Origin of the sequence: Lysobacter zhanggongensis (genome assembly GCF_046638635.1) — a bacterium.
GTDB lineage: Bacteria > Pseudomonadota > Gammaproteobacteria > Xanthomonadales > Xanthomonadaceae > Novilysobacter > Novilysobacter luteus.
Map to the genome: position 1 here is coordinate 29,440 of NZ_JBJXHK010000009.1, position 24,719 is coordinate 54,158.

27 protein-coding genes are annotated in these 24,719 nt (G+C 64.7%); 24 read left to right on the forward strand and 3 right to left on the reverse strand.

Going from position 1 to position 24,719, the window contains the following annotated elements:
* The first annotated feature begins 72 nt into the window (after positions 1-72).
* Together ACKVMH_RS03065 and ACKVMH_RS03070 are read left to right on the forward strand one after the other, a co-directional pair.
* The gene (locus ACKVMH_RS03065) at positions 73-840 is read left to right on the forward strand and encodes a DUF3108 domain-containing protein (RefSeq protein WP_215219787.1); all 768 of its coding nucleotides are present in this window, start codon (positions 73-75) and stop codon (positions 838-840) included.
* Positions 841-1,548 carry a DUF3108 domain-containing protein gene (locus ACKVMH_RS03070; RefSeq protein WP_412699187.1) on the forward strand — a complete coding sequence of 236 codons (708 nt, stop codon included), beginning with the start codon at positions 841-843 and terminating at the stop codon, positions 1,546-1,548.
* Positions 1,549-1,621: 73 nt separating this feature from the next.
* Here the strand turns inward: ACKVMH_RS03070 and murA are convergent, their stop codons facing one another.
* Complete coding sequence (murA, locus tag ACKVMH_RS03075) at positions 1,622-2,878, reverse strand: UDP-N-acetylglucosamine 1-carboxyvinyltransferase (protein ID WP_412699188.1); 1,257 nt, start codon at positions 2,876-2,878, stop codon at positions 1,622-1,624.
* Positions 2,879-2,883: 5 nt separating this feature from the next.
* On the reverse strand, positions 2,884-3,120 hold the full coding sequence (locus tag ACKVMH_RS03080; protein ID WP_412699189.1) for a BolA family protein: 237 nt from the start codon (positions 3,118-3,120) through the stop codon (positions 2,884-2,886).
* Positions 3,121-3,205: 85 nt separating this feature from the next.
* Here ACKVMH_RS03080 and ACKVMH_RS03085 point away from each other — a divergent pair, with 85 nt between their 5' ends.
* The 14 genes from ACKVMH_RS03085 to mgtE all read left to right on the forward strand — a co-directional run bounded on the left by ACKVMH_RS03085 (position 3,206) and on the right by mgtE (position 14,951).
* Positions 3,206-4,210 carry a KpsF/GutQ family sugar-phosphate isomerase gene (locus ACKVMH_RS03085; RefSeq protein WP_412699190.1) on the forward strand — a complete coding sequence of 335 codons (1,005 nt, stop codon included), beginning with the start codon at positions 3,206-3,208 and terminating at the stop codon, positions 4,208-4,210.
* A 52-nt stretch (positions 4,211-4,262) separates the two neighbouring features.
* Positions 4,263-4,844 carry a KdsC family phosphatase gene (locus tag ACKVMH_RS03090; RefSeq protein ID WP_215219782.1) on the forward strand — a complete coding sequence of 194 codons (582 nt, stop codon included), beginning with the start codon at positions 4,263-4,265 and terminating at the stop codon, positions 4,842-4,844.
* Positions 4,841-5,401, forward strand: coding sequence for an LPS export ABC transporter periplasmic protein LptC (gene lptC, locus ACKVMH_RS03095; protein WP_215219781.1), 561 nt, complete (start codon positions 4,841-4,843; stop codon positions 5,399-5,401). The genes ACKVMH_RS03090 and lptC overlap by 4 nt, the downstream gene beginning before the upstream one ends.
* Positions 5,391-5,960, forward strand: coding sequence for a lipopolysaccharide transport periplasmic protein LptA (gene lptA, locus ACKVMH_RS03100; protein ID WP_412699191.1), 570 nt, complete (start codon positions 5,391-5,393; stop codon positions 5,958-5,960). The genes lptC and lptA overlap by 11 nt, the downstream gene beginning before the upstream one ends.
* Entirely contained in the window at positions 5,960-6,679 is a 720-nt protein-coding gene (gene lptB / locus ACKVMH_RS03105) for an LPS export ABC transporter ATP-binding protein (RefSeq protein ID WP_215219779.1), read from the forward strand. The genes lptA and lptB overlap by 1 nt, the downstream gene beginning before the upstream one ends.
* A gap of 83 nt (positions 6,680-6,762) precedes the next feature.
* Complete coding sequence (locus ACKVMH_RS03110) at positions 6,763-8,193, forward strand: RNA polymerase factor sigma-54 (RefSeq protein WP_412699192.1); 1,431 nt, start codon at positions 6,763-6,765, stop codon at positions 8,191-8,193.
* A gap of 66 nt (positions 8,194-8,259) precedes the next feature.
* Positions 8,260-8,586, forward strand: a complete 327-nt coding sequence (gene hpf, locus ACKVMH_RS03115) for a ribosome hibernation-promoting factor, HPF/YfiA family (protein WP_215219777.1) — start codon at positions 8,260-8,262, stop codon at positions 8,584-8,586.
* 2 nt (positions 8,587-8,588) lie between these two features.
* Positions 8,589-9,065, forward strand: a complete 477-nt coding sequence (locus ACKVMH_RS03120; RefSeq protein WP_412699193.1) for a PTS sugar transporter subunit IIA — start codon at positions 8,589-8,591, stop codon at positions 9,063-9,065.
* 7 nt (positions 9,066-9,072) lie between these two features.
* Positions 9,073-10,038, forward strand: a complete 966-nt coding sequence (gene hprK, locus ACKVMH_RS03125; RefSeq protein WP_215219775.1) for an HPr(Ser) kinase/phosphatase — start codon at positions 9,073-9,075, stop codon at positions 10,036-10,038.
* A gap of 1 nt (position 10,039) precedes the next feature.
* A complete protein-coding gene (gene rapZ, locus ACKVMH_RS03130; protein ID WP_215219774.1) occupies positions 10,040-10,921 on the forward strand; it encodes an RNase adapter RapZ in 882 nt (293 codons plus the stop codon).
* Between the two features lie 63 nt (positions 10,922-10,984).
* Positions 10,985-11,377 carry a PTS sugar transporter subunit IIA gene (locus ACKVMH_RS03135; RefSeq protein WP_215219773.1) on the forward strand — a complete coding sequence of 131 codons (393 nt, stop codon included), beginning with the start codon at positions 10,985-10,987 and terminating at the stop codon, positions 11,375-11,377.
* 95 nt (positions 11,378-11,472) lie between these two features.
* Positions 11,473-11,742 carry an HPr family phosphocarrier protein gene (locus ACKVMH_RS03140; RefSeq protein WP_215219772.1) on the forward strand — a complete coding sequence of 90 codons (270 nt, stop codon included), beginning with the start codon at positions 11,473-11,475 and terminating at the stop codon, positions 11,740-11,742.
* Positions 11,743-11,748: 6 nt separating this feature from the next.
* Positions 11,749-13,470: a phosphoenolpyruvate--protein phosphotransferase gene (ptsP, locus tag ACKVMH_RS03145; RefSeq protein ID WP_412699194.1), complete on the forward strand. Its 1,722-nt coding sequence runs from the start codon at positions 11,749-11,751 to the stop codon at positions 13,468-13,470.
* A gap of 119 nt (positions 13,471-13,589) precedes the next feature.
* Positions 13,590-14,951: a magnesium transporter gene (gene mgtE, locus ACKVMH_RS03150; RefSeq protein WP_215219770.1), complete on the forward strand. Its 1,362-nt coding sequence runs from the start codon at positions 13,590-13,592 to the stop codon at positions 14,949-14,951.
* 27 nt (positions 14,952-14,978) lie between these two features.
* On the opposite strand, the gene ACKVMH_RS03155 is transcribed toward mgtE, so the two are convergent.
* The gene (locus ACKVMH_RS03155; RefSeq protein WP_412699201.1) at positions 14,979-15,980 is read right to left on the reverse strand and encodes an integron integrase; all 1,002 of its coding nucleotides are present in this window, start codon (positions 15,978-15,980) and stop codon (positions 14,979-14,981) included.
* A gap of 169 nt (positions 15,981-16,149) precedes the next feature.
* Here ACKVMH_RS03155 and ACKVMH_RS03160 point away from each other — a divergent pair, with 169 nt between their 5' ends.
* The 8 genes from ACKVMH_RS03160 (at position 16,150) to ACKVMH_RS03195 (ending at position 23,228) form a co-directional block, all read left to right on the forward strand.
* The gene (locus tag ACKVMH_RS03160) at positions 16,150-16,572 is read left to right on the forward strand and encodes a hypothetical protein (protein ID WP_412699195.1); all 423 of its coding nucleotides are present in this window, start codon (positions 16,150-16,152) and stop codon (positions 16,570-16,572) included.
* Positions 16,573-17,528: 956 nt separating this feature from the next.
* Positions 17,529-18,041 carry a hypothetical protein gene (locus ACKVMH_RS03165; RefSeq protein WP_412699196.1) on the forward strand — a complete coding sequence of 171 codons (513 nt, stop codon included), beginning with the start codon at positions 17,529-17,531 and terminating at the stop codon, positions 18,039-18,041.
* Between the two features lie 1,356 nt (positions 18,042-19,397).
* Entirely contained in the window at positions 19,398-19,892 is a 495-nt protein-coding gene (locus tag ACKVMH_RS03170; RefSeq protein ID WP_412699197.1) for a hypothetical protein, read from the forward strand.
* 657 nt (positions 19,893-20,549) lie between these two features.
* Positions 20,550-21,011 carry a DUF4259 domain-containing protein gene (locus tag ACKVMH_RS03175; RefSeq protein WP_412699198.1) on the forward strand — a complete coding sequence of 154 codons (462 nt, stop codon included), beginning with the start codon at positions 20,550-20,552 and terminating at the stop codon, positions 21,009-21,011.
* Between the two features lie 451 nt (positions 21,012-21,462).
* Positions 21,463-21,900 carry an arsenic resistance N-acetyltransferase ArsN2 gene (gene arsN2, locus ACKVMH_RS03180; RefSeq protein ID WP_412699199.1) on the forward strand — a complete coding sequence of 146 codons (438 nt, stop codon included), beginning with the start codon at positions 21,463-21,465 and terminating at the stop codon, positions 21,898-21,900.
* A gap of 81 nt (positions 21,901-21,981) precedes the next feature.
* A complete protein-coding gene (locus tag ACKVMH_RS03185; protein WP_412699202.1) occupies positions 21,982-22,314 on the forward strand; it encodes a nuclear transport factor 2 family protein in 333 nt (110 codons plus the stop codon).
* A 127-nt stretch (positions 22,315-22,441) separates the two neighbouring features.
* Positions 22,442-22,807 carry a tetratricopeptide repeat protein gene (locus ACKVMH_RS03190; RefSeq protein WP_057640213.1) on the forward strand — a complete coding sequence of 122 codons (366 nt, stop codon included), beginning with the start codon at positions 22,442-22,444 and terminating at the stop codon, positions 22,805-22,807.
* A 109-nt stretch (positions 22,808-22,916) separates the two neighbouring features.
* Complete coding sequence (locus tag ACKVMH_RS03195; protein ID WP_412699200.1) at positions 22,917-23,228, forward strand: hypothetical protein; 312 nt, start codon at positions 22,917-22,919, stop codon at positions 23,226-23,228.
* Positions 23,229-24,719: the final 1,491 nt, after the last annotated feature.

Here is a 24,719-nt window from a genome sequence, read left to right on the forward strand (position 1 = left end):
GACCAACCGCTGCAACTGCTCGACGACGACACGTTCCAGATCGACCCCATCAACCCATCGGCCTACTGACACATGCGCAACCGCCTGCTTGCCCTCGCCCTCGTCCTGGCACCGTTCGCGACCACCGCGCAACAGGCGCAGCCGGTCGCGGTGCCCGACACCGGCGCCATCCTTGAAACCCCCGCACCGGAGCTGGAACCGTTCGTGGCCAGCTACCTGGTCTACCGCGGCGGCAAGCCGTTGGGCGAGGCCACCATGCAACTGGTGCGGCAGCAGCCACCGCGCTGGCGCGTCGACCTGGTGATGCGTGGCACCCGCGGCCTGATCGGGCTGGCGGGGATCAATGCCGAGCAGAGCACCGTGTTCTACGAATCCGGCGAAACTTACCGCCCGCTGAGCCAGGCGACAGTCAACAAGACCGTGTTCACCCGCAAGCAAACCATCGGTGTCTACGATTGGTCGTCCCGTAGCGCGACCTGGAGTGGCGAAGTCAAGGAACATCGCCGCGGCCCGATCGCCCTGCAGGATGGCGACATGACCGGCCTGCTGATCAACCTCGCGGTGATCCGCGATGCGGAGCCGGGCAAGACGTTGAACTACCGTTTCGTCGATGACGGCCGCACGCGCGAACACGTGTACGTCGTCGCCGACCAGCCCGACAGCCTGAGTGTCGGGGGCCTGGGCTACAAGGCGCTGAAAGCCACCCGGGCGAAGGATGCAAACGAGGAGACCGTCATCTGGGTGGCCAAGAACGTGCCCACCCCGATCCGCATCCTCCAGCGAGAAGATGGCGAGGACACCTATGACCTGCGCCTGGTCGAATACAAGGGAGTCGAATAGATGTCGATCAACACGACCAACACGTTCCGCCCGCGTCGCTGGCTGACCGGGCTCGCCGCATCGGCCGTACTGGTCGCCGCGAGCGCCCCCGCGTTCGCCATCGAGCCGTTCACCGCCGACTACCAGGCGACCTACATGGGCATGCAGGCGAACGGCCGGATGACCCTGTCGTCCGCCGGCGCGAACCGCTGGCGCTACAGCTTGGACATCAGCAACTCGCTGGCATCGCTGAGCCAGAAGACCGTGTTCGAAGAGCACGGTGGCAAGTGGCGTCCGATCAGCAGCAGCGACTCGTCCAAGGTGCTGGTCAAGAAATCCGACAAGCAGGCCGAGTACGACTGGGCCGAGGGCGTGGCCCGCTGGAGCGGCGACGTGAAAGAGGAGCGCTCGGCGCCGATCAAGCTGCAGCCCGGCGACATGGACGCTCTGATGATCAACCTGGCACTGGTCCGCGATGTCGAAGCCGGCAAGCCGCTGAAGTACCGGATGGTGGACGACGGCCGGATCAAGCAGATGAGCTACAAGGTCGCCGGCACCGAGCAGATCAGCGTCAGCGGGCAGAAGAAGCAGGCCACCAAGCTGGTCAACACCGATGGCGACAAGCAGACGATCGCCTGGGTGGTCGACGGCATGCCGGTCCCCGCGCGGATCCTGCAGCGCAAGGACGGCAAGGATACGATCGACCTGAAGGTGACGTCGGTCGACTGACCTGCCCTGTCCGCACGCCAAATGAAAAGCCCCGCATGACGCGGGGCTTTTTTTGGCAACGTCCGCGGCGGCGTCAGTCGATCCGGCGGATCTTCGCGCCGAGCCCGGAGAGCTTCTCTTCGATGTTCTCGTAGCCGCGGTCCAGGTGGTAGATGCGGTCGATCGTGGTCTGTCCTTCCGCGACCAGTCCGGCGAGGATCAGCGACGCCGACGCGCGCAGGTCGGTGGCCATGACCGGCGCACCGCTGAGGCGCTCCACCCCGCGCACGACCGCGGTGTGGCCGTCCACCCGGATGTCCGCGCCAAGGCGCAGCAGCTCGTTGACGTGCATGAAGCGGTTTTCGAAGATCGTCTCGTTGATCACGCCGACGCCGCTGGCCACGCAGTTCATCGCCATGAACTGCGCCTGCATGTCGGTCGGGAACGCCGGGTGCGGGGCGGTGGTGATGTTGACCGCTTTCGGCCGGCGTCCCTGCATGTCGAGCGTAATGCGGTCGCCTTCGCACTCCAGCTCGGCGCCGGCCTCGGCCAGCTTGGCCAACACCGCCTTCATCGTGTCCGGCCGGGTCCGGCGTGCGGTGATGCGGCCGCCGGTCATGGCCGCAGCGACCAGGAAGGTCCCGGCCTCGATGCGGTCCGGGACCACCGAGTGCGCGCCGCCGTGCAGGCGCTCCACGCCCTCCACCACGATCCGTCCCGTGCCCGCGCCCTCGATACGCGCACCCAGCGCGATCAGGCATTCGGCCAGGTCGACGATCTCCGGCTCCATCGCTGCGTTCTCGAGGATGGTGGTGCCCTCGGCCAGCGTCGCGGCCATCAGCACGTTCTCGGTGGCGCCGACGCTGACCAGCTCGAATACGTGGCGCCCGCCGCGCAGCCGGTCGGCACGCGCCTTGATGAAGCCGTTCTCGACGGTGACCGTCGCGCCGAGTGTCTGCAGCCCCTTGATGTGCAGGTCGACCGGGCGCGAGCCGATCGCGCAGCCGCCCGGCAGGGACACTTCGGCGTGGCCGTAGCGGGCGAGCAGCGGACCGAGCACCAGCACCGAGGCACGCATTGTCCGGACCAGTTCGTACGGCGCGACCTGGCTGTGCACGGTAGTAGGATCGACGGTGATCCCGTATCGCTCGTCGATGCTGATGCCGGCACCGATCTCGGCCAGCAGCTTGGCGGTCGTGACCACGTCATGCAGGTGGGGCACGTTGCTGATCTCGACCGCTCCGTCGGCCAGCAGCGTCGCGCACAGGATCGGCAGCACCGCGTTCTTGGCGCCGGAGATCTGGACCTCGCCCGACAGGGGGATGCCACCTTCGACCACGATCTTCTGCATGGCGATCAGCCGCGGCCGGCTTCGGCGGGCGTCAGCGTCTTCAGCGCCAGCGCGTGGATCTCGCCGCCCATGCGCTCGCCGAGCGTGGCGTACACCATGCGGTGGCGCGCCAGCGGCAGCTTGCCGGCGAAAGCATCGCAGACCACGGTCGCCTCGAAATGCACCCCGTCGTCGCCCTGCACTTGCGCCGTGGCGCCTGGAAGGCCTTGCTCGATCAGGGTCTGGATGGTCTGGGGATTCACGGACGGGTCGCTCACGGGGGACGGGGCAGCGCGCGATTGCGCTTACACTAGCCAGTCAGCCTAGCGGAAAGCCCCTGCCCGGAAAATGGCACATCCCGAAACGGCACTCCCCACCCACGATTCGGCCGCCCTGGCTACCAGCGGTCGCCGCGTGTTCCAGCTCGAGGCCGAGGCACTGGCCGCGGTCGGCAACCGACTCGACGGCGACTTCAGCCAGGCTTGCCGGCTGATGCTGGCGGCGCGCGGCCGCGTGGTCTGCACGGGCATGGGCAAGTCCGGCCATGTCGCCCGCAAGATCGCCGCCACGATGGCCTCCACCGGCACCCCGGCGTTCTACGTGCACCCCGGCGAGGCCGGCCACGGGGACCTGGGCATGATCACCGATGCCGACGTCGTCCTCGCCCTTTCATACTCGGGCGAGAGCGACGAAGTGCTGATGCTGCTGCCGGTGCTGAAGCGCCAGGGCAACCCGCTGATCACGATGACCGGCCGGCCGGCGTCGAGCCTGGCGCGTGCGGCCGATGTCCACCTGGACGTGAGCGTGCCGGCCGAAGCCTGCCCGATCGACCTGGCCCCGACCTCCAGCACCACCGCCTCGCTGGCGATGGGCGATGCACTGGCGGTGGCGCTGATGGAGGCGCGCGGGTTCACCGCCGACGACTTCGCGCGGTCCCACCCCGCCGGCGCGCTCGGCCGCAAGCTGTTGCTGCACATTGCCGATGTCATGCATGGCGGCGACGACGTGCCGCGCGTGGGTGCCGACGCCACGGTCAGCGAAGCGCTGGTCGAGATGAGCCACAAGCGCCTGGGCATGACCGCGATCGTCGACGACGACGGGCGCCTGCTCGGCCTCTACACGGACGGCGACCTGCGCCGGAGCCTGGACGACGAGCACGTCGACCTGCGTACCACCCGGATCGCCGAGGTCATGACCCGTGCGCCGCGGACGATCGGCCAGGACGCGCTGGCCGTAGAGGCCGCGCAGCTGATGGAAGCGCACAAGATCAGTGGCCTGCTGGTGGTCGACGACACACAGTGCGTGGTCGGTGCGCTCAACATTCACGACCTGTTGCGCGCACGGGTGGTTTAACGGGCGGCCCGGCAACGCCACGCCTCCACACAGACAAGCGATCCAGGACGCCGTGCCCTACGACCATCACAATGACTACCCCGCCCCGGTCCGCGAGCGCGCGGCGCGCGTGCGCCTCGCGTGCTTCGACGTCGACGGCACGCTGACCGACGGCCGGCTGCTGTTCGACACCGATGGGCGCGAGCTCAAGGCGTTCCACGTGCATGACGGGCTTGGCATGGTGCTGCTGCGCCAGGCGGGCATCGAAGTCGCCTTCATCACCGCGCGCACCAGCTCGATTGCCGAGCAGCGCGCTGCCGAACTTGGCATCACCGAAGTGCACACGGCGGTGAAGGACAAGCTGGCGCGCGTCGGCGAGATCGCCGAGCGCCTGGGGATCTCTATGGACGAAGTGGCCTTCATGGGCGACGACTTGCCCGACCTGCGCGTGATGCTGCAGGTGGGCCTGTCGGCCGCGCCGGCCAGCGCGCATCCCTGGGTGCGTGAACGCGTGCGCTGGCGCACCTCGGCTTCGGCCGGGCTTGGCGCGGTGCGGGAGTTCTGTGACCTGCTGCTGGCCGCGCAGGGCCGGGTCGAGGCGCTGCTGGACGAGGTGACGCGGGTCGAGGGCATGCGCGTGGAAGGCACCGCATGAGCTGGCGGACGATCGTGTCGGCCGTCCTGCTGGTCATTGCACTGGCCAGTGGCTGGGCGCTGTGGTCGGACCGCGAGGAGCAGGTCGAGCGGACCGTCGCCGCCGGTGGCCGCTCCGACTACGTGCTTCACGACTTCGAAATGGTCGCGCTGGATGCGAACGGCAACGAGTCGTTCACCCTGCGCGCGCCCAAGCTGGAGCGCGATCCCGCGGACGAGACCATGGAGATCGTCACCCCGCTGTTTCTGATCCCGCCGCGCGAGGGTTCGGGCGATGCCTGGCAGGTTACCGCCGAGCACGGCTGGGTAAGTGCCAACGGCGACGAATTGCGGCTGCGCGACGCGGTCAAGGCCGAAAGCGATGGCAGCACCGGCGCGCCGGTGGTGGTGCGCACCGAGCAGCTGAACGTATTCCCCGAAGCCGACCGCGTGGCCTCGCCCGTGGCGGTCTCCATTGACAGGCCCGGCTCTATACTCCGCGGCGTCGGTCTCGAAGTGAGCCTGGCCAGCAAGCAGTACACGCTCCAATCCGAGGTCACCTCCCGCTATGTCCCATAACATCCCGCCGAGGGTCACCCTCACGTCGCTGCTGGTCGCCCTCGCGGTGCTGGCCAGTCCGGTGGTCGACGCACGCAAATCCGACCGGTCCAAGGCCATGGAGATCGAGTCCGGCATGCAGCAGGGCACGCTGGACGACAGCACCCCGACCGTGCTGTCGGGTGGCGTCACCATCGATCAGGGCACCCTGCACGCGGAAGCCGCGCGCGCCGAGATCAGCACGCGCAGCGGCAACATCTCGCGGGTGCTGCTGACCGGCAGCCCGGCACGGCTCCGGCAGGAGCTGGACGACGGCACGCCGATGAGCGCGGTGGCCAGCCGCATCGACTACAACGTCTCCAACGAAACCGTGGTGTTCACCGGCAACGTCGATATCCAGCAGCCCCGCGGATCGCTGGCGGGCGAGCGGGTGGTCTACAACATGTCCACCGGCCAGGTCACCAGCGGCGGCCAAGGCAACGGCCGGGTCAAGATGCGGATCCTGCCCAAGACGGGCGCCGGCGCGGAGACCCCGCCCGACGACGCCGCCGACGCCGACAACCCGGCGGAGGGTGGCTGATGCTGGTCGCGCAGGGCCTGCGCAAGACCTACCGCTCGCGCGAGGTGGTCCGTGATTTCGGGCTGACCCTGGACGCGGGCGAAGTCGTCGGCCTGCTTGGCCCCAACGGTGCCGGCAAGACCACATGCTTCTACATGATCGTCGGGCTGGTCCCGGCCGATGCCGGCCAGATCACGCTCGATGGCAAGGACATCACCGGCGACCCGATGTATGTGCGCTCCAAGTACGGCGTCGGCTACCTGCCGCAGGAACCATCGGTGTTCCGCAAGCTCAGCGTCGCCGACAACATCATGACCGTGCTGGAACTGCGCGACGACCTCGACAAGGCGGGGCGCGAGCGCGAACTGGCTTCGTTGATGGACGAACTTCAGGTCACCCACGTCGCCGACCAGCAGGGCGCGAGCCTGTCGGGTGGCGAGCGCCGCCGGGTCGAGATCGCCCGCGCGCTTGCCGGCAAACCACGCCTGATGCTGCTCGACGAACCGTTTGCCGGCGTCGACCCGATTTCTGTCGGCGAGATCCAGCGAATCGTGAGCCACCTCAAGAACCGCGGCATCGGCGTGCTGATCACAGACCACAACGTCCGCGAAACCTTGGGAATCTGCGACCGCGCGTATATCCTCAACGAGGGCAGCGTGCTTGCGCAGGGGGCTCCGGACGCACTGCTGGCCAACCCCGACGTACGTCGCGTCTATCTGGGCGAAACCTTCCGCCTGTAGCCCCAAGGGCAAGTCCGGTGCGCGCACCGGCATGATGCAGCGCAGCGGCCGTCGCCCACCCCCGCTCGCGTTTGTCCCACATCATGAAGCCCCGCCTCCAAGCCTCCCTCGGTCAACACCTCGTCATGACGCCGCAGTTGCAGCAGGCCATCCGCCTGTTGCAGTTGTCGGCCGCCGAGCTGGAAGCCGAACTGGCCACCGCGGTGGAATCCAATCCGCTGCTGGACTGGACGGAATCGGCGATCAGTGCCGGTGACACGGCCGCCTCCGCCGATGATGGTGCCGCGGACGCAAACGACACCTCGCTCGACACTCCCGCGCCACCCGAGGCTGACTGGACCGGCAGCGACGGCGACACGTGGTACCAGCGCACAGGCCCGGCCGACCCCGACGACGACGGCCTGCAGGCCGAACAGGTGGCCGAATCGGAAACCCTGCACGACCACCTGTTGTGGCAGTTGCACCTGAGCCCGCTGTCGCCGCGCGACCGGCAGATTGCAGTGGCGCTGATCGAGTCGATCGACGACGACGGCTACCTGCGCGAGTCGCTCGATTCCATCGCCAGCACCCTGGGCGAAGAACTGCACGCCAGCGACGACGAGATCAAGACCGCGCTGTGCCAGATCCAGCGCTTCGATCCCGCCGGTGTCGGTGCGCGCGACCTGGGCGAATGCCTGCGCCTGCAGCTGCGCACGCTCGACGAGGACACCCCGGGCCGGGAGCTCGCCTGCACGCTGGCCGACGGCCCGCTGGAACGGCTGCCGAAGATCGGCGCGACCGGTATCGCGAGCGAAATGAAACTCCCGTTGGAGGAGGTCGAGACGGCGGTGCAACTGCTGCGCTCGCTCGATCCGCGCCCGGGCGCGCAGATGGGCGCCATCTCGACCGATACCTACGTCACCCCGGATGTCGTGATCTGGCGCCAGCACGGCATCTGGCGGGTCGCACTGTCGGACAGCATGCGGCCGCGCGTCAGCATCCACCGTGGCTACGAGGGGATGATCCAGCACGCCAGCGCGGCCGATGCCAGCTACCTCAAGGGCCACCTGCAGGAGGCGCGCTGGCTGCTCAAGAGCCTGGAAGCCCGCGGCGAGACCCTCCTCAAGGTCACCCGCTGCCTGCTGCGGCAACAGGCCGGCTTCCTCGAGTTTGGCGAGGGCGCGCTGCGCCCACTGACGCTGCGCGAGGTCGCCGCCGACATCGGCCTGCATGAGTCCACGGTTTCACGCGCAATCGCACGCAAGTACGCGCGCACCCCACGCGGCACCATTCCGTTGCGTGCGTTCTTCGCCTCCGGCATCGGCACCGGCGGAGGCGGGGAGGCGTCCAGCACCGCGATCCAGATGATGATCCGGCGCCTGATCGAAGCCGAGAACCCGCGCAAACCGCTGTCGGACGCGCGCCTGGCCGAGACGCTCAAAGCCACCGGCGTGCCGGTGGCGCGGCGCACGGTGGCCAAGTACCGCGAGGCGATGAGCATCCCGTCTTCACAGGACCGCGTGCGCATGGCCTGAAACGGGGAACCGGCCATCCACTGCGATATGCTGAGGCCCCAGTCGCGACGTAGGAGGAGTCCCCCGATGCGTATCGAAATCCACGGCCAGGAGATCGAGGTCACCGCCGCCCTCCGCGACTACGTTGAAACCCGGCTGGCGCGCCTGCAACGCCACTTCGACCAGCCCTTCGAGGTCCGCACGCTGTTGCGCCTCGACAAGCCCGACCACCGCGCGGAAGCCACCATCATCCTGGCCGGCAAGACGCTGCACGCCGACGCCGCGGCGGTGGACATGTACGCCGCGATCGACCTGTTGGCCGACAAGCTGGACCGGTTGCTCGTCAAGCACAAGGAACGCCAGGTCGACCACCGCCGTGGCGAGGGCCTGGCCCGCAGCGGCGAGTTCGGCTGACCATGCCATTGCACGACTGGCTCAGTCCGGGGCGCGTTGCGATCGTCGACGTGCCCACGGACCGGGCTGGAGTCATCGATGCGGCCGCGCGCCTGCTGGGCGGCGTCGACCATGAGTCGGCCATCCGCGACAGCCTGCATGCGCGCGAGCGGCTTGCCAGCACGGCGATCGGCCACGGCGTGGCGTTCCCGCACGGTCGTGTGCAGGGTCTGGAGCACAGCCGAGGTGCATTCCTGCGGGTGACCCCGGCGGTGGACTTCAATGCCACGGATGGCGAGCCGATCGATCTCGTGCTGGCAATGGCCGTCCCCGAACACGCACTGCAGGAACACCTGCAGCAACTGGCTGAGCTGGCCGAACGCTTCGGCGACCCGGCGTTCCGCAAGGCGCTGCGCCAGGCGGCCGATGTCGACGCGCTGCGCGACTGCCTGCTGGCACCGGCCGAGCCTTCGCGCCGGGCCGCCAACGGGGAACGCTGAGATGCCGATGTCCAACGCCCGCATCAGCGCCGGCGAACTGTTCGAACGGCAGCGCGAGCGCCTCGACCTGCGCTGGTTCGCGGGGCTGGCCGGGGCCGACCGCTACCTCGAGGCGGTCGAGACGGTCGCCCGCCGCCCGTCCCTCGCCGGCTACCTCAACGCGATCTACCCCAACAAGGTGCAGATCCTCGGGACCGAGGAGCTTGCGTGGCTCGACTCGCTCGACTCGCGCCACCGCTGGGAAACGATCGAGAAGATCATGCAGTTCCGGCCGCTCGCGCTGGTCATCAGCAAGGGCCAGACCTGCCCGGCCGACCTGATGGAGGCGGCCGAGGAATCGCTGACACCGTTGTGGGGTTCCACCCGCCGCGGACACGAGCTGCTCAATTACCTGCAATACCACCTGGCACGGACGCTGGCACCCCGCGTGACGGTGCACGGCGTGTTCATGGAGATCTACTCGATCGGCGTGCTGATCACCGGCGACTCCGGTGCCGGCAAGAGCGAGCTCGCGCTGGAGCTGATCAGCCGCGGCCACCGGCTTGTCGCCGACGACGCGCCGGAGTTCACCCAGATCGCGCCCGACGTGCTGGATGGCACCTGTCCCGAGATGATCCAGGACCTGCTGGAGGTCCGCGGGCTGGGCGTGCTCAACATCCGCGAGATGTTCGGCGACACGGCGGTCAAGGCAAACAAGTACCTGCGCCTGATCATCCACCTGACCCGTCCGGGCCACGAGCGCACCGATGCCGCCGAGCCGACCGGGCTGGAGCGGCTGACCGGCGAGAACAGCGTCCGCCGGGTGCTCGACCTCGATGTGCCGATGACCAACCTGCCGGTCATGCCCGGCCGCAACCTGGCGGTGCTGGCCGAGGCTGCGACCCGGCTGCACAGCCTGCGGATGAAAGGCATGGACCCGGCGGCGGCGTTCATCGCGCGGCACAGCAACTTCCTCGAACGCGGCGACTTCTGACATGGCCATCGTCCCCGGTAACGCCACCCTGGTGATCGTCAGCGGCATGTCCGGCTCGGGCAAGTCGGTTGCGCTCAAGACCTTCGAGGACCTGGGCTACTACTGCGTCGACAACCTGCCGGCCGAGTTGCTGCCGCAGTTCGTGCGCAGTGCCACTGGCGATGGCGCCACGTCCGCCAAGCTCGCCGTCGGCATCGACGTGCGCAACAGCCACAGCGACCTCAGCAACCTGCCCGCGTGGCTGTCGGCAGTGGGCGAAATGGGGCTGGACCCACGCCTGATCTATTTCGAGAGCCGCGACGAAGTGCTGCTCAAGCGCTACGCCGATACCCGCCGGCGCCACCCGCTGAGCAATCTCGGCCTGGCGCTGGCCGACGCCATCGCGCTGGAGCGGCAGGTGCTCAAGCCGATGCGGCAGCTGGCCGACATCGTGCTCGATACCAGCGACCTCAATGTGCACCAGATGCGCCGCCGGGTGATCACCGAGTTCGGCCTGGGCGACGACAGCACCGTCTCGCTGTTGTTCGAATCGTTCGCCTACCGCCGCGGGGTACCCGCCGACGCAGACTTCGTCTTCGACGCCCGCTGCCTGCCCAATCCCCACTGGGACCCGGTGCTGCGCCCGTTGTCGGGCCGCGACGCCGCCGTTGCGGAACACCTGGATGCCCAGCCGGAAGCGGACGCGTACGCGACCGAGGTCACCCGTTTCCTGGATACCTGGCTGCCGCGTATGCGGGCCGACTCCACCCGCAGCTACATCACCGTCGCATTCGGATGCACCGGGGGCCGTCACCGCTCGGTCTATCTCGCCGAACGCCTGGCCGCCCACGCGCGCGAACACGGCTGGGACGAAGTGGCTGTCCACCACCGCGAACTGGACTGAGAATACGTGGCGGGCCGGGCTCCCCGCTTCCCGCCTCCGACAGCTGTCTGTTAACTTCCTGCAATGGCCATCGGCGTCCTCCTCATCACCCATCCGGGCATCGGCAGCGCGACCCTCGCGGTCGCCACCCGACTGCTGAGGTCGCTGCCGCTGCGTTGCGAGGCGCTCGAGGTGTCGTTCGACGGCGACCCCGACGCGCTGCTGCCGCAGGCCAGCGCGGCACTGCGGCGAGTGGACAGCGGCGATGGCGTGCTGGTCCTGACGGACCTGTACGGCGCGACGCCCAGCAACCTGGCGGCCAAGGTGGCCCGGCTCGGCACACCGGTCAAACGCGTTTCGGCGTTGAGCCTGCCCATGCTGCTGAGAGTCATGAACTACGCCGAGCTCACGCTCGACGAACTGCCGGCGGTTGCGGCCGCCGGCGCACGCAACGGCGTGCTGATGGACGACGCCTGACAGGGAGCGTCTTCAGCGGCGTTGACGGAACCTGATCCGCCTCCCCCGGGGTGGCAGGAAGCCAGGCCATAGCCCGAGGCCAAAGGAACAACGCCATGATCGAACGAGAACTGACCGTAACCAACCGCCTGGGGCTGCATGCCCGGGCCACCGCGAAGCTGGTGCAATTGCTGTCGCCGTACCGCTGCAACGTCACGCTGATCGCCAAGGGCCGCGAGGTCAATGCCAAGAGCATCATGGGCGTGATGCTGCTGGCCGCCGGCCAGGGCACGCCGGTAAAGCTGCGGGTCGACGGCGAGGACGAAGCGGTGGCGGCCGACGCCGTCACGGCTCTGTTCGAGCGCCGCTTCGACGAAGACCAGTAACCGCGCGTGCGGCAGGAATTCACCGGTCTGGGAGCATCGCGCGGCAGCGCTCTCGGGCGGGCGCGTGTGCGCCTGCCGCATGTGCTGGACGTGGTGGAGGAGCGCATCCCCACCGAGGCGGTCGAGCCCGAGCTGGCGCGCCTGCACGAGGCCATCGCCAAGGTCCGCGCGGAGATGCACGCGCTGCGCGAACGCCTGCACGGCGCCCTGATGCACGAGGTCGGCGAGTTCCTCGACCTGCACGCCCTGCTGCTCGACGACCCGGAACTGCTGCACGGCCTGGACGGCCTGATCCGCAACGGCCGTTACAGCGCCGACTACGCGCTACGCAAGCAACGCGACCGCATCGCCGCGGTGTTCGAGTCGATGGACGACCCCTACTTCCAGAGCCGGGTCGACGACGTCGACCAGGTCATCGGCCGCATCCACGCGGCGCTGCACCGGCGCGACAACGTCATGGCGGGCATGGCCGGCGAGATCCTGGTCACCGACAACGTCGCCCCGGCCGAACTCGCCCAACTGCAGGCGCAGGGCGTGGTGGCGATCGTCACCAGCGCCGGCAGCATGCTCTCGCACAGCGCCATCCTGGCGCGCAGCCTGCACCTGCCGCTGGTCGTCGGCGCGGCGGGGATCCTGCAGCGGGTCAACGATGGCGATGCGCTGGTGGTGGACGGAGGCACCGGCTGGGTAGTGCTCGAACCGGCCCCGGACGACCTGCGCCGGCACCGCGACCGCGAACGCGTCTACGCCCGCGAGCTGCGCGAGCTCAACCGGATGCGGCGCGAGCCCAACCAGACCCGCGACGGCACCGAAATCGACCTGTTCGCCAACGCCGAGTCGCGCGAGGACGTGGCCGAGGCGCACGCGCTGGGCGCCACCGGCATCGGCCTGTACCGCACCGAATTCCTGTTCCTGCAGCGCATGGAGCTGCCCGACGAGAACGAGCAGTTCCACGCGTACCGTGACGTGATCCTGGGCATGAGCGGGCGTCCGGTGACGATCCGGATGCTGGACCTGGGCGCCGACAAGGCCGACCGGACCGGCTTGGCGCTGCGCGACGAACCCAACCCGGCGCTGGGCCTGCGCGGCGTGCGGCTGTCGCTGGCCCGCCCCGCCCTGCTCGAAACCCAACTGCGCGCCCTGCTGCGCGCCTCCGGCTACGGGCCGCTGCGGATCCTGCTGCCGATGATCAGCGGCCGCGAGGAGGTCCGCACGATGCGCGCACACATGATGCGCATCGCCCGCGACCTGCGCAGCGAGGGTCACGAGATCGCCGACTATGTCGCGCTCGGGGCGATGATCGAAATCCCGGCCGCCGCGCTCGCACTGCCAACCTTCATCGGCGGGGTCGATTTCCTGTCGATCGGCACCAACGACCTGATCCAGTACCTGCTCGCGGCCGACCGCAACAACGACGCACTCGGCGAGCTCTACACGCCGCTGCACCCGGCGGTCATCCGGATGCTGCGCGACCTGATCCGGATGGCCAAGTCGCGCAACCGCCCGATTGCGGTGTGCGGGGAAATCGCCGGCGATGCGCGGCTGGCGCCGATGCTGCTGGCGCTCGGGCTGGAGCAGTTCAGCCTGCATCCGACCACCCTGCTGGAGGTGCGCCGGACCATCCGCAACTGCGACCTGGACCGCCTGCGCGCCAATGCCCCGGCGTTGCTGCGCGCACGCGAGCGGGTCGAGATCGAACGCTGGATCGACGCCCAGCGCGGACATTGACCCACCCCGCGCTGTGCACGGCACGCGGCAATGGCGATAATGCCGCGATGAACACCTGACGCCGGTCGCATCCGTCACCACGGCTGCGGCCCTACCGCCCGACCCGACCCGGAGTCCGCATGGCCGAGGCCGTCCGCCACGACAAGACCGCGCGCCAGCTGCGACTGCTCTCCGACGCGCTCGACAGCGGGCGGCTGGGGCCGGTAAAGCGGCTGGTCAACACCCTTTCGCCGGCCGAGATCGGCAACCTGCTGGAGTCGCTGCCCCACGGCAAGCGCGTGGTGGTGTGGGGTCTCGTGGACCCCGAGGATGACGGCGAGGTGCTGGTGCACGTCGGCGACGAGGTCCGCGAGAGCTTGCTGGCGGACATGGACCCCGACGAGATCGTCGCCGCGGTCGAAGACCTCGACATCGACGACCTCGCCGACCTGGTCGAGGACCTGCCCGACACCGTCATCGACGAAGTGCTCAAGTCGATGGACCGGGACAACCGCGAGCGGCTGGAGCAGGTGCTGTCCTACCCCGAGGACACCGCCGGGCGCCTGATGAACCCCGACGTGGTGACCGTGCGCGCCGACACCACCGTCGACGTCGTACTGCGCTACCTGCGCCTGCGCGGCGAGCTGCCCGAGCACACCGACTACCTGTATGTCGTCAGCCGCCGGCACCAGTACCTGGGCCGCATCGGCCTGGCGCAGCTGCTGACCCACGAGGCCGGCACCCCGATCAACCAGCTGGTGGACAGCGAGCAGACCGCGTTCGACGTGGACGAGTCCGCCGCGGAGGTTGCCCGGCAGTTCTCCGACCATGACTGGCTCAGCGCCCCCGTGGTGGACGACAACCACGTGCTGCTTGGCCGCATCACGGTCGACGACGTGGTCGACATCATCCGCGAGCAGGCCGAACACCAGGCCCTGAGCGCCGCCGGCCTGGACGAGGACGAGGACCTCTTCAGCCCCGCGCGCCGCGCTTTCCGGCGCCGGCTGGTGTGGCTGGGCATCAACCTGGGGACCGCCTTCATCGCGGCCGGGGTGATCGGCCGGTTCGAGGCCGCGATCGAGGAGATCGTCGCCCTGGCGATCCTGATGCCGATCGTCGCCGGCATGGGTGGCAACGCCGGCACCCAGGTGCTGGCGCTGATGATCCGTGGCCTGGCGCTCGGCCAGATCGGCGGGTCCAACGTGGAGATCCTGCTGCGCAAGGAGCTCGGCGTGGCCCTGATCAATGGCCTGGTGCTCGGCGTAGGCCTGGGCCTGATCGTGCTGCTGTGGTTCCGCGACCCGATGCTGTCGCTGGTGATCGGCACCGCGCTCACCATCAACCTGCTCACGGCCGCCGCCGGCGGCGTGCTGGTGCCGCTGACGCTCAAGCGGCTGGGCTTCGACCCCGCCCTGGCCGGCGGCGTGGTGCTGACCACCCTCACCGACGTGATGGGCTTCCTCGGCTTCCTCGGGCTGGCCACGCTGATCCTGCTGCGTTAGCCGCATCCGCGGCCCGGCGGACGCGCGCTACCGGTCGAGCGGGCTGAGCACGCCACCCGCCCCGCGTCCCAGCACGTGCGTGTAGAGCTGGGTGGTCGCCACGTCCTTGTGGCCGAGCAGCTCCTGCACCGTCCGGATGTCGTGCCCCGCCTCGAGCAGGTGGGTGGCGAAGGAGTGCCGCAGCGTGTGGCAGGTCGCCGGCTTGTGGATCCCGGCGCGCACGCGGGCAGCCTTGACCGCCCGCTGCAGGGTTGCTTCGTCGAGATGGTGGCGGCGACTGGCCCCGCTGCGCGGGTCCACCGAGTGCCGCGGTGACGGAAACACGTACTGCCACCCGAGCTCCCGCGCCGCGTTGGGATACTTGCGCGACAGCGCATGCGGCAGATACACCTCCCCGCGCCCCGCGAGCAGGTCGGCCTGGTGCTGCAACCCGACACGGTCGACCTGCTCCCGGAGCCGTTCGTGCAGACGCTGCGGCAACGGCACACGGCGATCCTTCCCGCCCTTTCCGTTCCGCACCAGGATCTCGCGGCGGCCAAAATCGACGTCCTGCACCCGCAGCCGCACGCACTCCATCAACCGGATGCCTGCGCCATAAAGCAGCGCCGCCATCAGCCAAGGCTGCCCATCGAGCATGGCCAACAACCGCGCCACCTCGTCGTGCGAAAGCACCACCGGCACCTTCTGCGGGCGCTTGGCACGCACCACCGACTCCATCCACGGCAGCTCCATACCAAGTACCTCCCGGTACAGAAACAGCAACGCCGACAGCGCCTGGTTCTGCGTGCTGGCCGCCACGTCGTCCCGCGTCGCCAGCGTGGACAAAAACGCCTCCACCTCCGCCACGCCCATGTCGCGTGGATGGCGCCGGCCGTTGGCAAGGATGAATCGGCGCGCCCAACTCACGTAGGCACGCTCGGTCCTGATGCTGTAGTGCCGCAGCCGGCACCGCGCCCGTATCTGGTCCAGCAGCCGCGGCTCCTTGCCGGAACGCTCGGTTACCGCCGCATCTTTGCCGTGATATGACATACGCCCCAACATCGTCGTGTATCCGGTAACGATGGGCGTGACCAGGCGGGGGCGAAAGCGGGCAAGACATTGATATGCCGTAGGATTTATCCGGTTGACGCTCGCGTTTGGCTCAGCGACGATCCGTTACCGCCCCATTTTTGGGGTCGACTAAGTGTTAGGTGTCACTGTGAGCCTATCGAAACTCTCAGCAGAGGAAATCGCAGAGCACCAATTGCTCGCGGCCATCAGGCTCTGGCAAGAAGGCGACTACTTATCCTCGCTTACCTTAGCGGGAGCGGCAGAGGAAATCTTGGGCAAGCGCCTACGCAAATTGGGTCGAGAGCCTTCCTTCAACCAGTTGCGTGACCTTATCGTTGCCCTCGCCCAGTCGGAAGGCGATACCGATCCAAAACTGGAAAAAACGATTGGCGAAAGGCTCAACGACACTCGTAATGAGCTCAAACACTACGGTGGGGATAAGTCGCTTACATTTGACCTTCGTTCTGACTGCCTTGAGATGCTGGAGCGCGCCATAGCCAACTATCAAGCGCTCACAGGCACACTACTGGCCGAAGCAATGTACGTGTGGGGGGACGAGAGTGACACCTAACATTGCGTTCAAGCCGAAATTGCATCGCTACTCCGCCAACATGGCAGAAAGAGCTTGCCATGTTGCCAGCTACGCGCTGCAATTCGGCTTAACTTGAGTGTTAGGTGCGCGTGGACACACTCCGTAGGCTCAAATGTTTTTTAAGGCGGCAAGCCCCGGCACCATCGCAACCGATCGAGCTGCATGGCTCTGGCTTTTCGGTAGGAAGTGCCAATGTCACCTGGTCCGACGTGTCTGAGATCTCCGCGTACAAGCTCGACCGGCTGACAACCGACGAGGCTATCTTGGAATTCGCATTTGGCTCTGGAGAGCGCATTGCAGTTAGTGAGGAGCAGCCCGGGTTCGGTGCCCTAGAAGCCGCAATAACAAGCGAATTTCCAGCTACAGCAACTCGGCGCAACCTCGTCCTGCAGCCGGCTTTTGCTCGCAATTACACGGTGCTGTACCGTCGCACCTAACAATTCGTTCAAGCCGAACTTGCTTCGTTACACCACAGCCATGGCAGAAAAAGCTTGCCATGGCTGTGGCTCCACTACGCAAGTCGGCTTAACTCAGGTGTTAGGTGCGCGTGGACACACTCCGTAGGCTCAAATGTTTTTTAAGGCGGCAAGCCCCGGCACCATCGCAACCGATCGAGCTGCATGGCTCTGGCTTTTCGGTAGGAAGTGCCAATGTCACTTGGCCCGACGTGTCTGAGATCTCCGCGTACAAGCTCGATCGGCTGACAACCGACGAGGCTATCTTGGAATTCGCGTTTGGCTCTGGAGAGCGCATTGCAGTTGGTGAGGAGCAGCCCGGGTTCGCTGCCCTAGAAGCCGCAATAACAAGTGAATTTCCAGCTACAGCCACTTGGCGCAACCTCGTCCTGCAGCCGGCTTTTGCTCGCAATTACACGGTGCTGTACCGTCGCACCTAACAATTCGTTAAAGCCGAACTTGCTTCGTTACACCAAAGCCATGGCAGAAAAAGCTTGCCATGGCTTTGGCTCCACTACGCAAGTCGGCTTAACTCAGGCGTTAGGCGCCATGAAAAGGATCATCGCTGCTGTAGCAATCTTTCTCAGCGCCGCGCTGGCCGTCGCTGGCGAGCCGCCCGCCTATAAGCCCTTTCCGTTGGCGCAGGTTTCGCCGGCCCAATGGGAAACGTACCGGAAGCAGGTTCACGCTGCCTACGGTGTGTCGTTGCGTCGCTTCCCGGACGAGCACCTCGAAGTGCTACACAGCTCTGACAATGTCATGCACTTTGCGTTCACCACCGAGGGACACCCGGCCCATCCGGCGTGGATCACGAGATCCGCACAGAACGGATCTGTCGACCAAATCGGGTACTTCGCAGGAAAAGAAGAGCCTTTCGCTAAGCTGTTCCGGTCGTATCTGGAGCTCACCAAACGTTCCATCGAGTCCGTGCCAGATGAGCCTGCAGAACTTGGCTCGGAATCGGGCGCTGGCACTAACGGGCCTGGCGCCTAACAATTCGTCCAAGCCGACGCCGCTTCGCGGCGCGGCTTAACTCAGGTGTTAGGCCTCTCAGGACACATGCCAGCATTCCCGTCAGAGCCAGAACTTATCGCTGCCCTTGATCGCAGCGATGAACTCGTGCGCCTTTGTGCTTCTGGGCAGCTCTCGTTCTCTGACTTCTGTGGCAGTTACGACAACTTCTTCTGGTCGTACGCTCTGGACGGCCATGAGGCTGGCCCAGCCGGTGAGGCAGTGCTAGCCAAGTACTCCCAACGCATTGCTCCGCACCGGACAGTGGCGGAGGACATCCTCGCCAAGGTCTGCTCTGACGCTGACGCAGCGACTGAGGCCTACCGCAGTTCGGGTCGCTTTGGTTCCGCTGAAGCCGTCGCAAAGCTTAAGCTAGTGGCAGTAGGCCTTCCGGGTGGAGAGGCCTAACAATTCGTTCAAGCCGAACTTGCTTCGTTACACCAAAGCCATGGCGGGAAAAGCTTGCCATGGCTTTGGCTCCACTACGCAAGTCGGCTTAACTCAGGCGTTAGGGGCCTGGCCAGACAATGCAGCAGTCGAAGCAGAATCTGTGGCGCCGGTTCGGCTTCACCTGGGCCGCATCGTTCGGCGTTCTATTCGCAGTGCTAGCCCACTACGCCATTAAGTGGTCGGGGCTAGACCCTTCAATGGCCGTCCGTGGCCAAGGCGTGGCTGTTAGCGCAGCGGTGCTGGCGGCTGGGGCAGCCATCGCTGTCGTATCCTGCATCGGGGCAATCGCCGTCAGTGACGCGGTTCATGCGGTCTGGCGGTGGCTTGGCCGTCAGTTCGGCAGGCGTGTCTAACAGCACGGCCCCTAACAATTCGTCCAAGCCGACGCCGCTTCGCGGCGCGGCTTAACTCAGGTGTTAGGGCCCACTGATGCAGAGTCGCAATTGGTCAAAGACGTTTCTCGTCGCTTCCTGGGCTCCCAGCGCGCTCCTGGTTGCCTACATTCTTTGGTACATGCTCATTTTCCGCCCGTCAGGCCAAGAGGTTTGGGGCGACGGTGCAACCATTTTCTACCTCGGTGTACTTGCGTACCCGTTGGCGCTTCTGCTTCTGGCAATTGGCACATACATGAGCTTTCGCTGGCATCGCCGGCATCCCGGTCAACGCACCACAGACCCGGCGTTGTTTGCGGTCTCAGTTGTGCTTCTCGTAGTGCCGTTTGTGGCACTCTTCGCCGGGACCGCTCTGGGCGGGCCCTAACAATGCGTTCAAGCCGAAGCCGCTTCGTTCCGCAAAGCACATGGCAGATACAGCTTGCCATGTGCTTCGCTCCACTACGCGTCTCGGCTTAACTTGGGTGTTAGGCACCTTTTGGGGAGAAATCGGCGTATGAAATACCTACTGGTCGTGATCCTGATGCTTTGCCCCGTAGCTCATGCGCAAACGGAGCCAGAAAACGCGGAGGATCCACAATTCCAGACAGCCATGGGGTCAACTGACACGCTGCCATCACAAGGAATTCCAGCCATCTATCCCGGCGCCGCATCCGAGGAGGCGGTTGCTGCGACCATCACAACAGCACCTGTTGTCACTCCTTCCCGTCAACGAGAGTGGAGCGACATTGAGGTCTATTTAACCTTTGCCATTCTGGCGTTCACACTTGTCGCCTGGGGCATGCTGGCCTATCTGGCCCGCAACGCTCAAAAGGCTTGGTCGCCTCAGTCAATTCTTCGCGTGTTTGGCATAACGCTCATCATTCCCATGGCTGTCTTGTTGATCGTTGCGGGCTACAGTGAAAAGCAGATCGCCTCAGTTGTAGGTTTGCTCGGCGTCATCGCGGGCTACCTTTTGGGCAACGGGGACCGCCCGCGGGCAGGTGCCTAACAATTCGTTCAAGCCGAAACCGCTTCGTTACACCAAAGGCATGGCAGGAAAAGCTTGCCATGCCTTTGGCTCCACTACGCGGTTCGGCTTAACTCAGGCGTTAGGCTGCAGGGCACATTCATGAGACTCAAACTTATTGTCTTTGCCTTGGTTGCCCTTACCGGCTGCACGTCGCAGCAGGACATGACCATCTACTTGCGGCCACGCTTCTGACAGTGGAGCGTGGCGGCTCAATTGAGACAATCGCTCTGCCCCCCTCGCTCACGCCAGAGGCACGAGAGGCGGCCAAAAATCTTCGCAAAGTCGTTGAGCAATCGGAGGTTGTGCCGGCTAACGGCTACGAACTCCCTAGTGGCTACTTCGTACTTAAAGCCATCACCATTTCAGGCGGCACTGCTCATGTCATAGGCACCGCCGGCCCCATTCCGTCTGGTGCTACTTTGGCTTGCGGCTCAACTTACGACATATCTTTCATCCGGCCCGGCGGTCGCTGGGAGCAGGGAGAGATGGAGACTAGAGTGTGTCAGCACATGGGCTTTGCAGCCTAACAATTCGTTCAAGCCGAACTTGCTTCGTTACACCAAACCCATGGCAGAAAAAGCTTGCCATGGCTTTGCCTCCACTACGCAAGTCGGCTTAACTCAGGTGTTAGAGCCCATGAGATACATCACCGCAATCGCTGCTCTCTTAGCTGCCCTCATGACCCCTTCTCCAGTCGCCGCTGGCACTTGGGGACACGGCCAGTTTGACAGCGATCACGCGCTGGACTTTGCGGCGGACTGGGCAGAAGCCGGCACTGTCGAAAGCATTCGCGACGCTCTTACGTTCGCAACTGATCAGGCTTATCTGGAAGCGCCAGATGCTGAGAAGGCGCTTGTAGCAGCTGAGGTCGTTGCCGCTTCGATGGGAAAGCCCAATAAAAAGCTACCTGCTGAACTAGCAGCTTGGATCTCAAAACAGTCCGCTCAAGAGCTGCGATCTATGGCCCCTCTCGCATTGTCAGCCATCGAGCGGGTGCGTAGTCCGTCGGGCTCGGAGCTATACGAGCTATGGTCAGAGCAGGACGCAACACAATGGCTCACTCATGTAAATGAGCTCGTCATCCGGCTCAAGAGCTGACGATGTGCGGCATGGGCTCTAACAATCCATTCAAGCCGAACCCGCTTCGCGGGTCGGCTTAATTCAGGTGTTAGGCGGCGCATGAAGCTCCTACTCGTTTTGGCGATTCTCGGATTGACTGGCTGCGCGTCAATCGGCGAGAGGTGCGAGAGCTTAGCTCCCGCCTCAAAGGGCTGGTCACCCGTCCCTACACCGCCAGAGGCTGCCGCCATGCTCGCCTCGATTTCTGAGTCACCAGGCACACTGCTCCGCTGGTATCAGGGAGTGTCAGGCCAGTACCGTGCGGTAAGCTGCGCGCCATGCTCGGGCGTCGCTTATCAATTCGTGCAAGTCAACGGGCGGTGGGAAAGCGACGTCGATGCTTTGTCGTACTGCCACTAGCAGCACCGCCTAACAAATCATTCAAGCCGAACCCGCTTCGCGGGTCGGCTTAATTCTGGTGTTAGCCGTCATGGACACATCGATCCGACCCATAGAGTTTGACTCGGCCGCCGAGGCTCTGCTCAGTTCCTGCCATTTGCCCACAAGCGACCTGTCCGGATCGTCCAAGGTGTTGTTGTTCGGCTATGCGCCTGATGGCACTTTGACCGGGATGGTCGGTCTGGAGATACACGGAGCAAATGCGCTACTTCGCTCACTTGCCGTTACAGAGTCACACCGCAGCACAGGACTTGGTGCCAAACTTGCTTCTTGCGCAGAGCAGCAAGCTGCGGTGCTGGGTGCACATGCCGTGTACTTGCTTACCACCACCGCAGACAAATTTTTTGAGCGTCGCGGATACGTCCATGCCAGTCGCAATGAGGCCCCGGCATCCATCGCCAGCACCAGCCAATTCTCGGAGTTGTGCCCGTCGTCATCGGCTTTCATGGTCAAGCGGCTTAACGGCTAACAATTCGTCCAAGCCGACGCCGCTTCGCGGCGCGGCTTAACTCAGGCGTTAGGCGGCATGGAAAGCATCGAAGCGACAGTAATGAAATTAGAGTACGAACTGCTCGAGCCGGCTGTGCGCTCAGATGTCCGGCGACTTGATGCTTTGATTGCGGATGACTTTGTTGAGGTAGGAGCCGCGGGTCGACCTTTCGGAAAAGCGGAGGTCGTTGATCGGCTTCCGGGCGAGACCGGCGTTGCCTTTCGTGCTCGAGCGATGCAAGCCCATGCCCTAGCACCGAGCGTTGTACTCGTCACCTACGCTGCGGAACGCTCTCACCAAGGGCACACTACTTGCTCACTTCGCAGCTCAGTGTGGGTCAAAAACGCTGGTGGCTGGCAGATGCGGTATCACCAGGGCACCACTGCCGCCTAACAGGTCATTCAAGCCGAACCCACTTCGTCCCATTTGCAGGCATAGTCGCTGCTGGGCTTTGACTCAACTTCCGGCTCACGCGTTGTGGGTCGGCTTAATTCCGGTGTTAGCTGTCACAGGAGGGAGCGTGGACGCCGAACTATCTCAGATCAAGATCCTGCTATGGGTCATTCTCGGCCTCCAGCTTTTGTTCGTTGTCAGCAACATCTTGTGCCGCATTCTCGGCTGCGGAGAGCAAGAGAAGACCAGCTTCAGAGATCTTATGGATCAAGGGAAGATTCAAGAGGTCCTGGATCTGACCAAGAAGCGACTTGAGACTCACCCGCGAGACGTCGATGCACTCTACTTTCGCACCAAGGCACTTATCGCCAGCGGGCTCACGGAAAGTGCGCGCCGCCACATTTCTCAGTTAATGATCGCAGAGCCTTCTCTTATATCTGTGTGCAAAGATTGGCTAGAAGCGCTCGATGCAGAGCAAGCCGGTGACAGCTAACATTGCGTTCAAGCCGAAATTGCATCGCTACGCCGTCAACATGGCAGAAAAAGCTTGCCATGTTGCCAGCTACGCGCTGCAATTCGGCTTAACTTGAGTGTTAGGCCTCATGGAAAACATATCGGACTTTCAAGTATTTAGGGAGTCGCTGGTCGCGGCAGCACGCGGTCCGTTCTTCCCGGACTGGGAGTTCCACGCGCTGTTTGGCCTAGAGCGCGCCGAGGTGGAGTTCATTGCAGACTCGCTAACGCCATCCACTCCGCTCACCGGGGACGTTGCTCTCGCGCTCAACAACGCCATGGTCAACCTGCTTGGCTACCCTCACGGTCAAGACGCAGCTTGGCCACAGTGGCTATCTGCTACACCGGCGGAGCTGGAGGCGATCTTTTCGCGGTGGCAGGCATCCGGCAATGAGGCCTAACAATGCGTTCAAGCCGAAGCCGCTTCGTTCCGCCAAGCACATGGCAGATACAGCTTGCCATGTGCTTGGCTCCACTACGCGTCTCGGCTTAACTTAGGTGTTAGGCCTCTCGAGAGCGCATGGCTACTTACCCTTCAGAGTCAGAGCTAGTCGCTGCCATAGATCACCACGATGAATTGGTGTCGCAGTGCGCTGACGGGCACTTGTCGTTCTGGGACTTCTGCGCGGCATACGACAACTTCTATTGGGCGTATGCCCTTGACGGCCATGAGTCTGATCCTGCTGGTCAAGCGGTGCTGGACAAGCTCGCCGCGCGCATTGCTCCACACCAACAATTGGCCCAGACCGTCCTGGCCCATGTCTGCTCTGACACCGACGCTGCTAAGGGTAGCTACGGTAAGGCGGGTCGTTTTGGCCCCGAGGAGGCTATGGTTCGGCTTAAGCTTGTCGCCGCTGGCCTCCCGCGTGGAGAGGCCTAACAATTCATTCAAGCCGAAGCCGCTTCGCGGCTCGGCTTAATTCTGGTGTTAGGCCTTTACGAGAGCGCGCCATGAAACGTCGAATCCCTTGGAGTAGTACAGCTCTAGCTTTCGTCATTCTAGCGTTCTTCTCGTGGACCACGTACCTGCGGACAACCCAAGGTCGCGGCATCTTCTACTACATCTCCAGAGACGGATTTAGTACTCTCGCTGCTTTTTCTATCGCGGTTGCATTGGCTATCGTCGTGGCCACGCACTTGTACAAGAAAGGTCGGTAGAGTGGTGGTAGGCCGGCCTAACAATTCGTTCAAGCCGAAACTGCTTCGTTACACCAAAGGCATGGCAGGTAAAGCTTGCCATGCCTTTGGCTCCACTACGCAGTTCGGCTTAACTCAGGTGTTAGCCGCACGCGGGCAGATCTCGGAATGCTAATAGCCATCGCACTGCTGCACACCATCGCTGGCTACCTGCTGTTTGCTCTGGCTTCGGACGAGGACACCCAGGGAACGTGCTTCTACACGGGGCGTAACCGCTTTGTCGGTGACATCCACAAGTACACGGTGTACGCAGCATGCTGGTCTTTGATCGCATGTGCCCCAATGCTTGCGCTTGCTCCAGAACTGGCACTTACCGCTGCCTGGCTCTCCATCTTCCTATACTTATTCACCGGAGCCTTGGACCCAATTGCGGAGCGGCGCTGGCCAACATTCTGCAGAGGTTGTGCTATCTCGATCGGCGTTAGAGTCTTGGCTGCTTTAATCTTCACTTGGCTGGCCCTCCGTTAGGCGGGCGGCTAACAATTCGTTCAAGCCGAACCTGCTTCGCTCCACCAACAACATGGCAGAGAAAGCTTGCCATGTTGTCGGCTCCGCTACGCAGGTCGGCTTAACTCAGGCGTTAGGCCCCGTAAAAGACTATGCAGCTGACCCCAGAAGAACTTCGAGTCGCCTCCCTCTTTGCCGCCATGCCTCCCGAGGCAAAGGTTCGCTTCCCAACATGGTTCGTGGAGCTC

Bases quoted from the DNA above. Each gene is read 5' to 3' on its own strand.
- ACKVMH_RS03065 (WP_215219787.1), top strand. From the start codon at position 73: ATGCGCAACCGCCTGCTTGCCCTCGCCCTCGTCCTGGCACCGTTCGCG.
- ACKVMH_RS03070 (WP_412699187.1), top strand. From the start codon at position 841: ATGTCGATCAACACGACCAACACGTTCCGCCCGCGTCGCTGGCTGACC.
- murA (WP_412699188.1), bottom strand. From the start codon at position 2,878: ATGCAGAAGATCGTGGTCGAAGGTGGCATCCCCCTGTCGGGCGAGGTC.
- ACKVMH_RS03085 (WP_412699190.1), top strand. From the start codon at position 3,206: ATGGCACATCCCGAAACGGCACTCCCCACCCACGATTCGGCCGCCCTG.
- lptC (WP_215219781.1), top strand. From the start codon at position 4,841: ATGAGCTGGCGGACGATCGTGTCGGCCGTCCTGCTGGTCATTGCACTG.
- lptA (WP_412699191.1), top strand. From the start codon at position 5,391: ATGTCCCATAACATCCCGCCGAGGGTCACCCTCACGTCGCTGCTGGTC.
- lptB (WP_215219779.1), top strand. From the start codon at position 5,960: ATGCTGGTCGCGCAGGGCCTGCGCAAGACCTACCGCTCGCGCGAGGTG.
- ACKVMH_RS03110 (WP_412699192.1), top strand. From the start codon at position 6,763: ATGAAGCCCCGCCTCCAAGCCTCCCTCGGTCAACACCTCGTCATGACG.
- hpf (WP_215219777.1), top strand. From the start codon at position 8,260: ATGCGTATCGAAATCCACGGCCAGGAGATCGAGGTCACCGCCGCCCTC.
- ACKVMH_RS03120 (WP_412699193.1), top strand. From the start codon at position 8,589: ATGCCATTGCACGACTGGCTCAGTCCGGGGCGCGTTGCGATCGTCGAC.
- hprK (WP_215219775.1), top strand. From the start codon at position 9,073: ATGTCCAACGCCCGCATCAGCGCCGGCGAACTGTTCGAACGGCAGCGC.
- rapZ (WP_215219774.1), top strand. From the start codon at position 10,040: ATGGCCATCGTCCCCGGTAACGCCACCCTGGTGATCGTCAGCGGCATG.
- ACKVMH_RS03135 (WP_215219773.1), top strand. From the start codon at position 10,985: ATGGCCATCGGCGTCCTCCTCATCACCCATCCGGGCATCGGCAGCGCG.
- ACKVMH_RS03140 (WP_215219772.1), top strand. From the start codon at position 11,473: ATGATCGAACGAGAACTGACCGTAACCAACCGCCTGGGGCTGCATGCC.
- mgtE (WP_215219770.1), top strand. From the start codon at position 13,590: ATGGCCGAGGCCGTCCGCCACGACAAGACCGCGCGCCAGCTGCGACTG.
- ACKVMH_RS03155 (WP_412699201.1), bottom strand. From the start codon at position 15,980: ATGTCATATCACGGCAAAGATGCGGCGGTAACCGAGCGTTCCGGCAAG.
- ACKVMH_RS03165 (WP_412699196.1), top strand. From the start codon at position 17,529: ATGGCAGAAAAAGCTTGCCATGGCTTTGGCTCCACTACGCAAGTCGGC.
- ACKVMH_RS03170 (WP_412699197.1), top strand. From the start codon at position 19,398: ATGAAATACCTACTGGTCGTGATCCTGATGCTTTGCCCCGTAGCTCAT.
- ACKVMH_RS03175 (WP_412699198.1), top strand. From the start codon at position 20,550: ATGAGATACATCACCGCAATCGCTGCTCTCTTAGCTGCCCTCATGACC.
- arsN2 (WP_412699199.1), top strand. From the start codon at position 21,463: ATGGACACATCGATCCGACCCATAGAGTTTGACTCGGCCGCCGAGGCT.
- ACKVMH_RS03185 (WP_412699202.1), top strand. From the start codon at position 21,982: ATGAAATTAGAGTACGAACTGCTCGAGCCGGCTGTGCGCTCAGATGTC.
- ACKVMH_RS03195 (WP_412699200.1), top strand. From the start codon at position 22,917: ATGGAAAACATATCGGACTTTCAAGTATTTAGGGAGTCGCTGGTCGCG.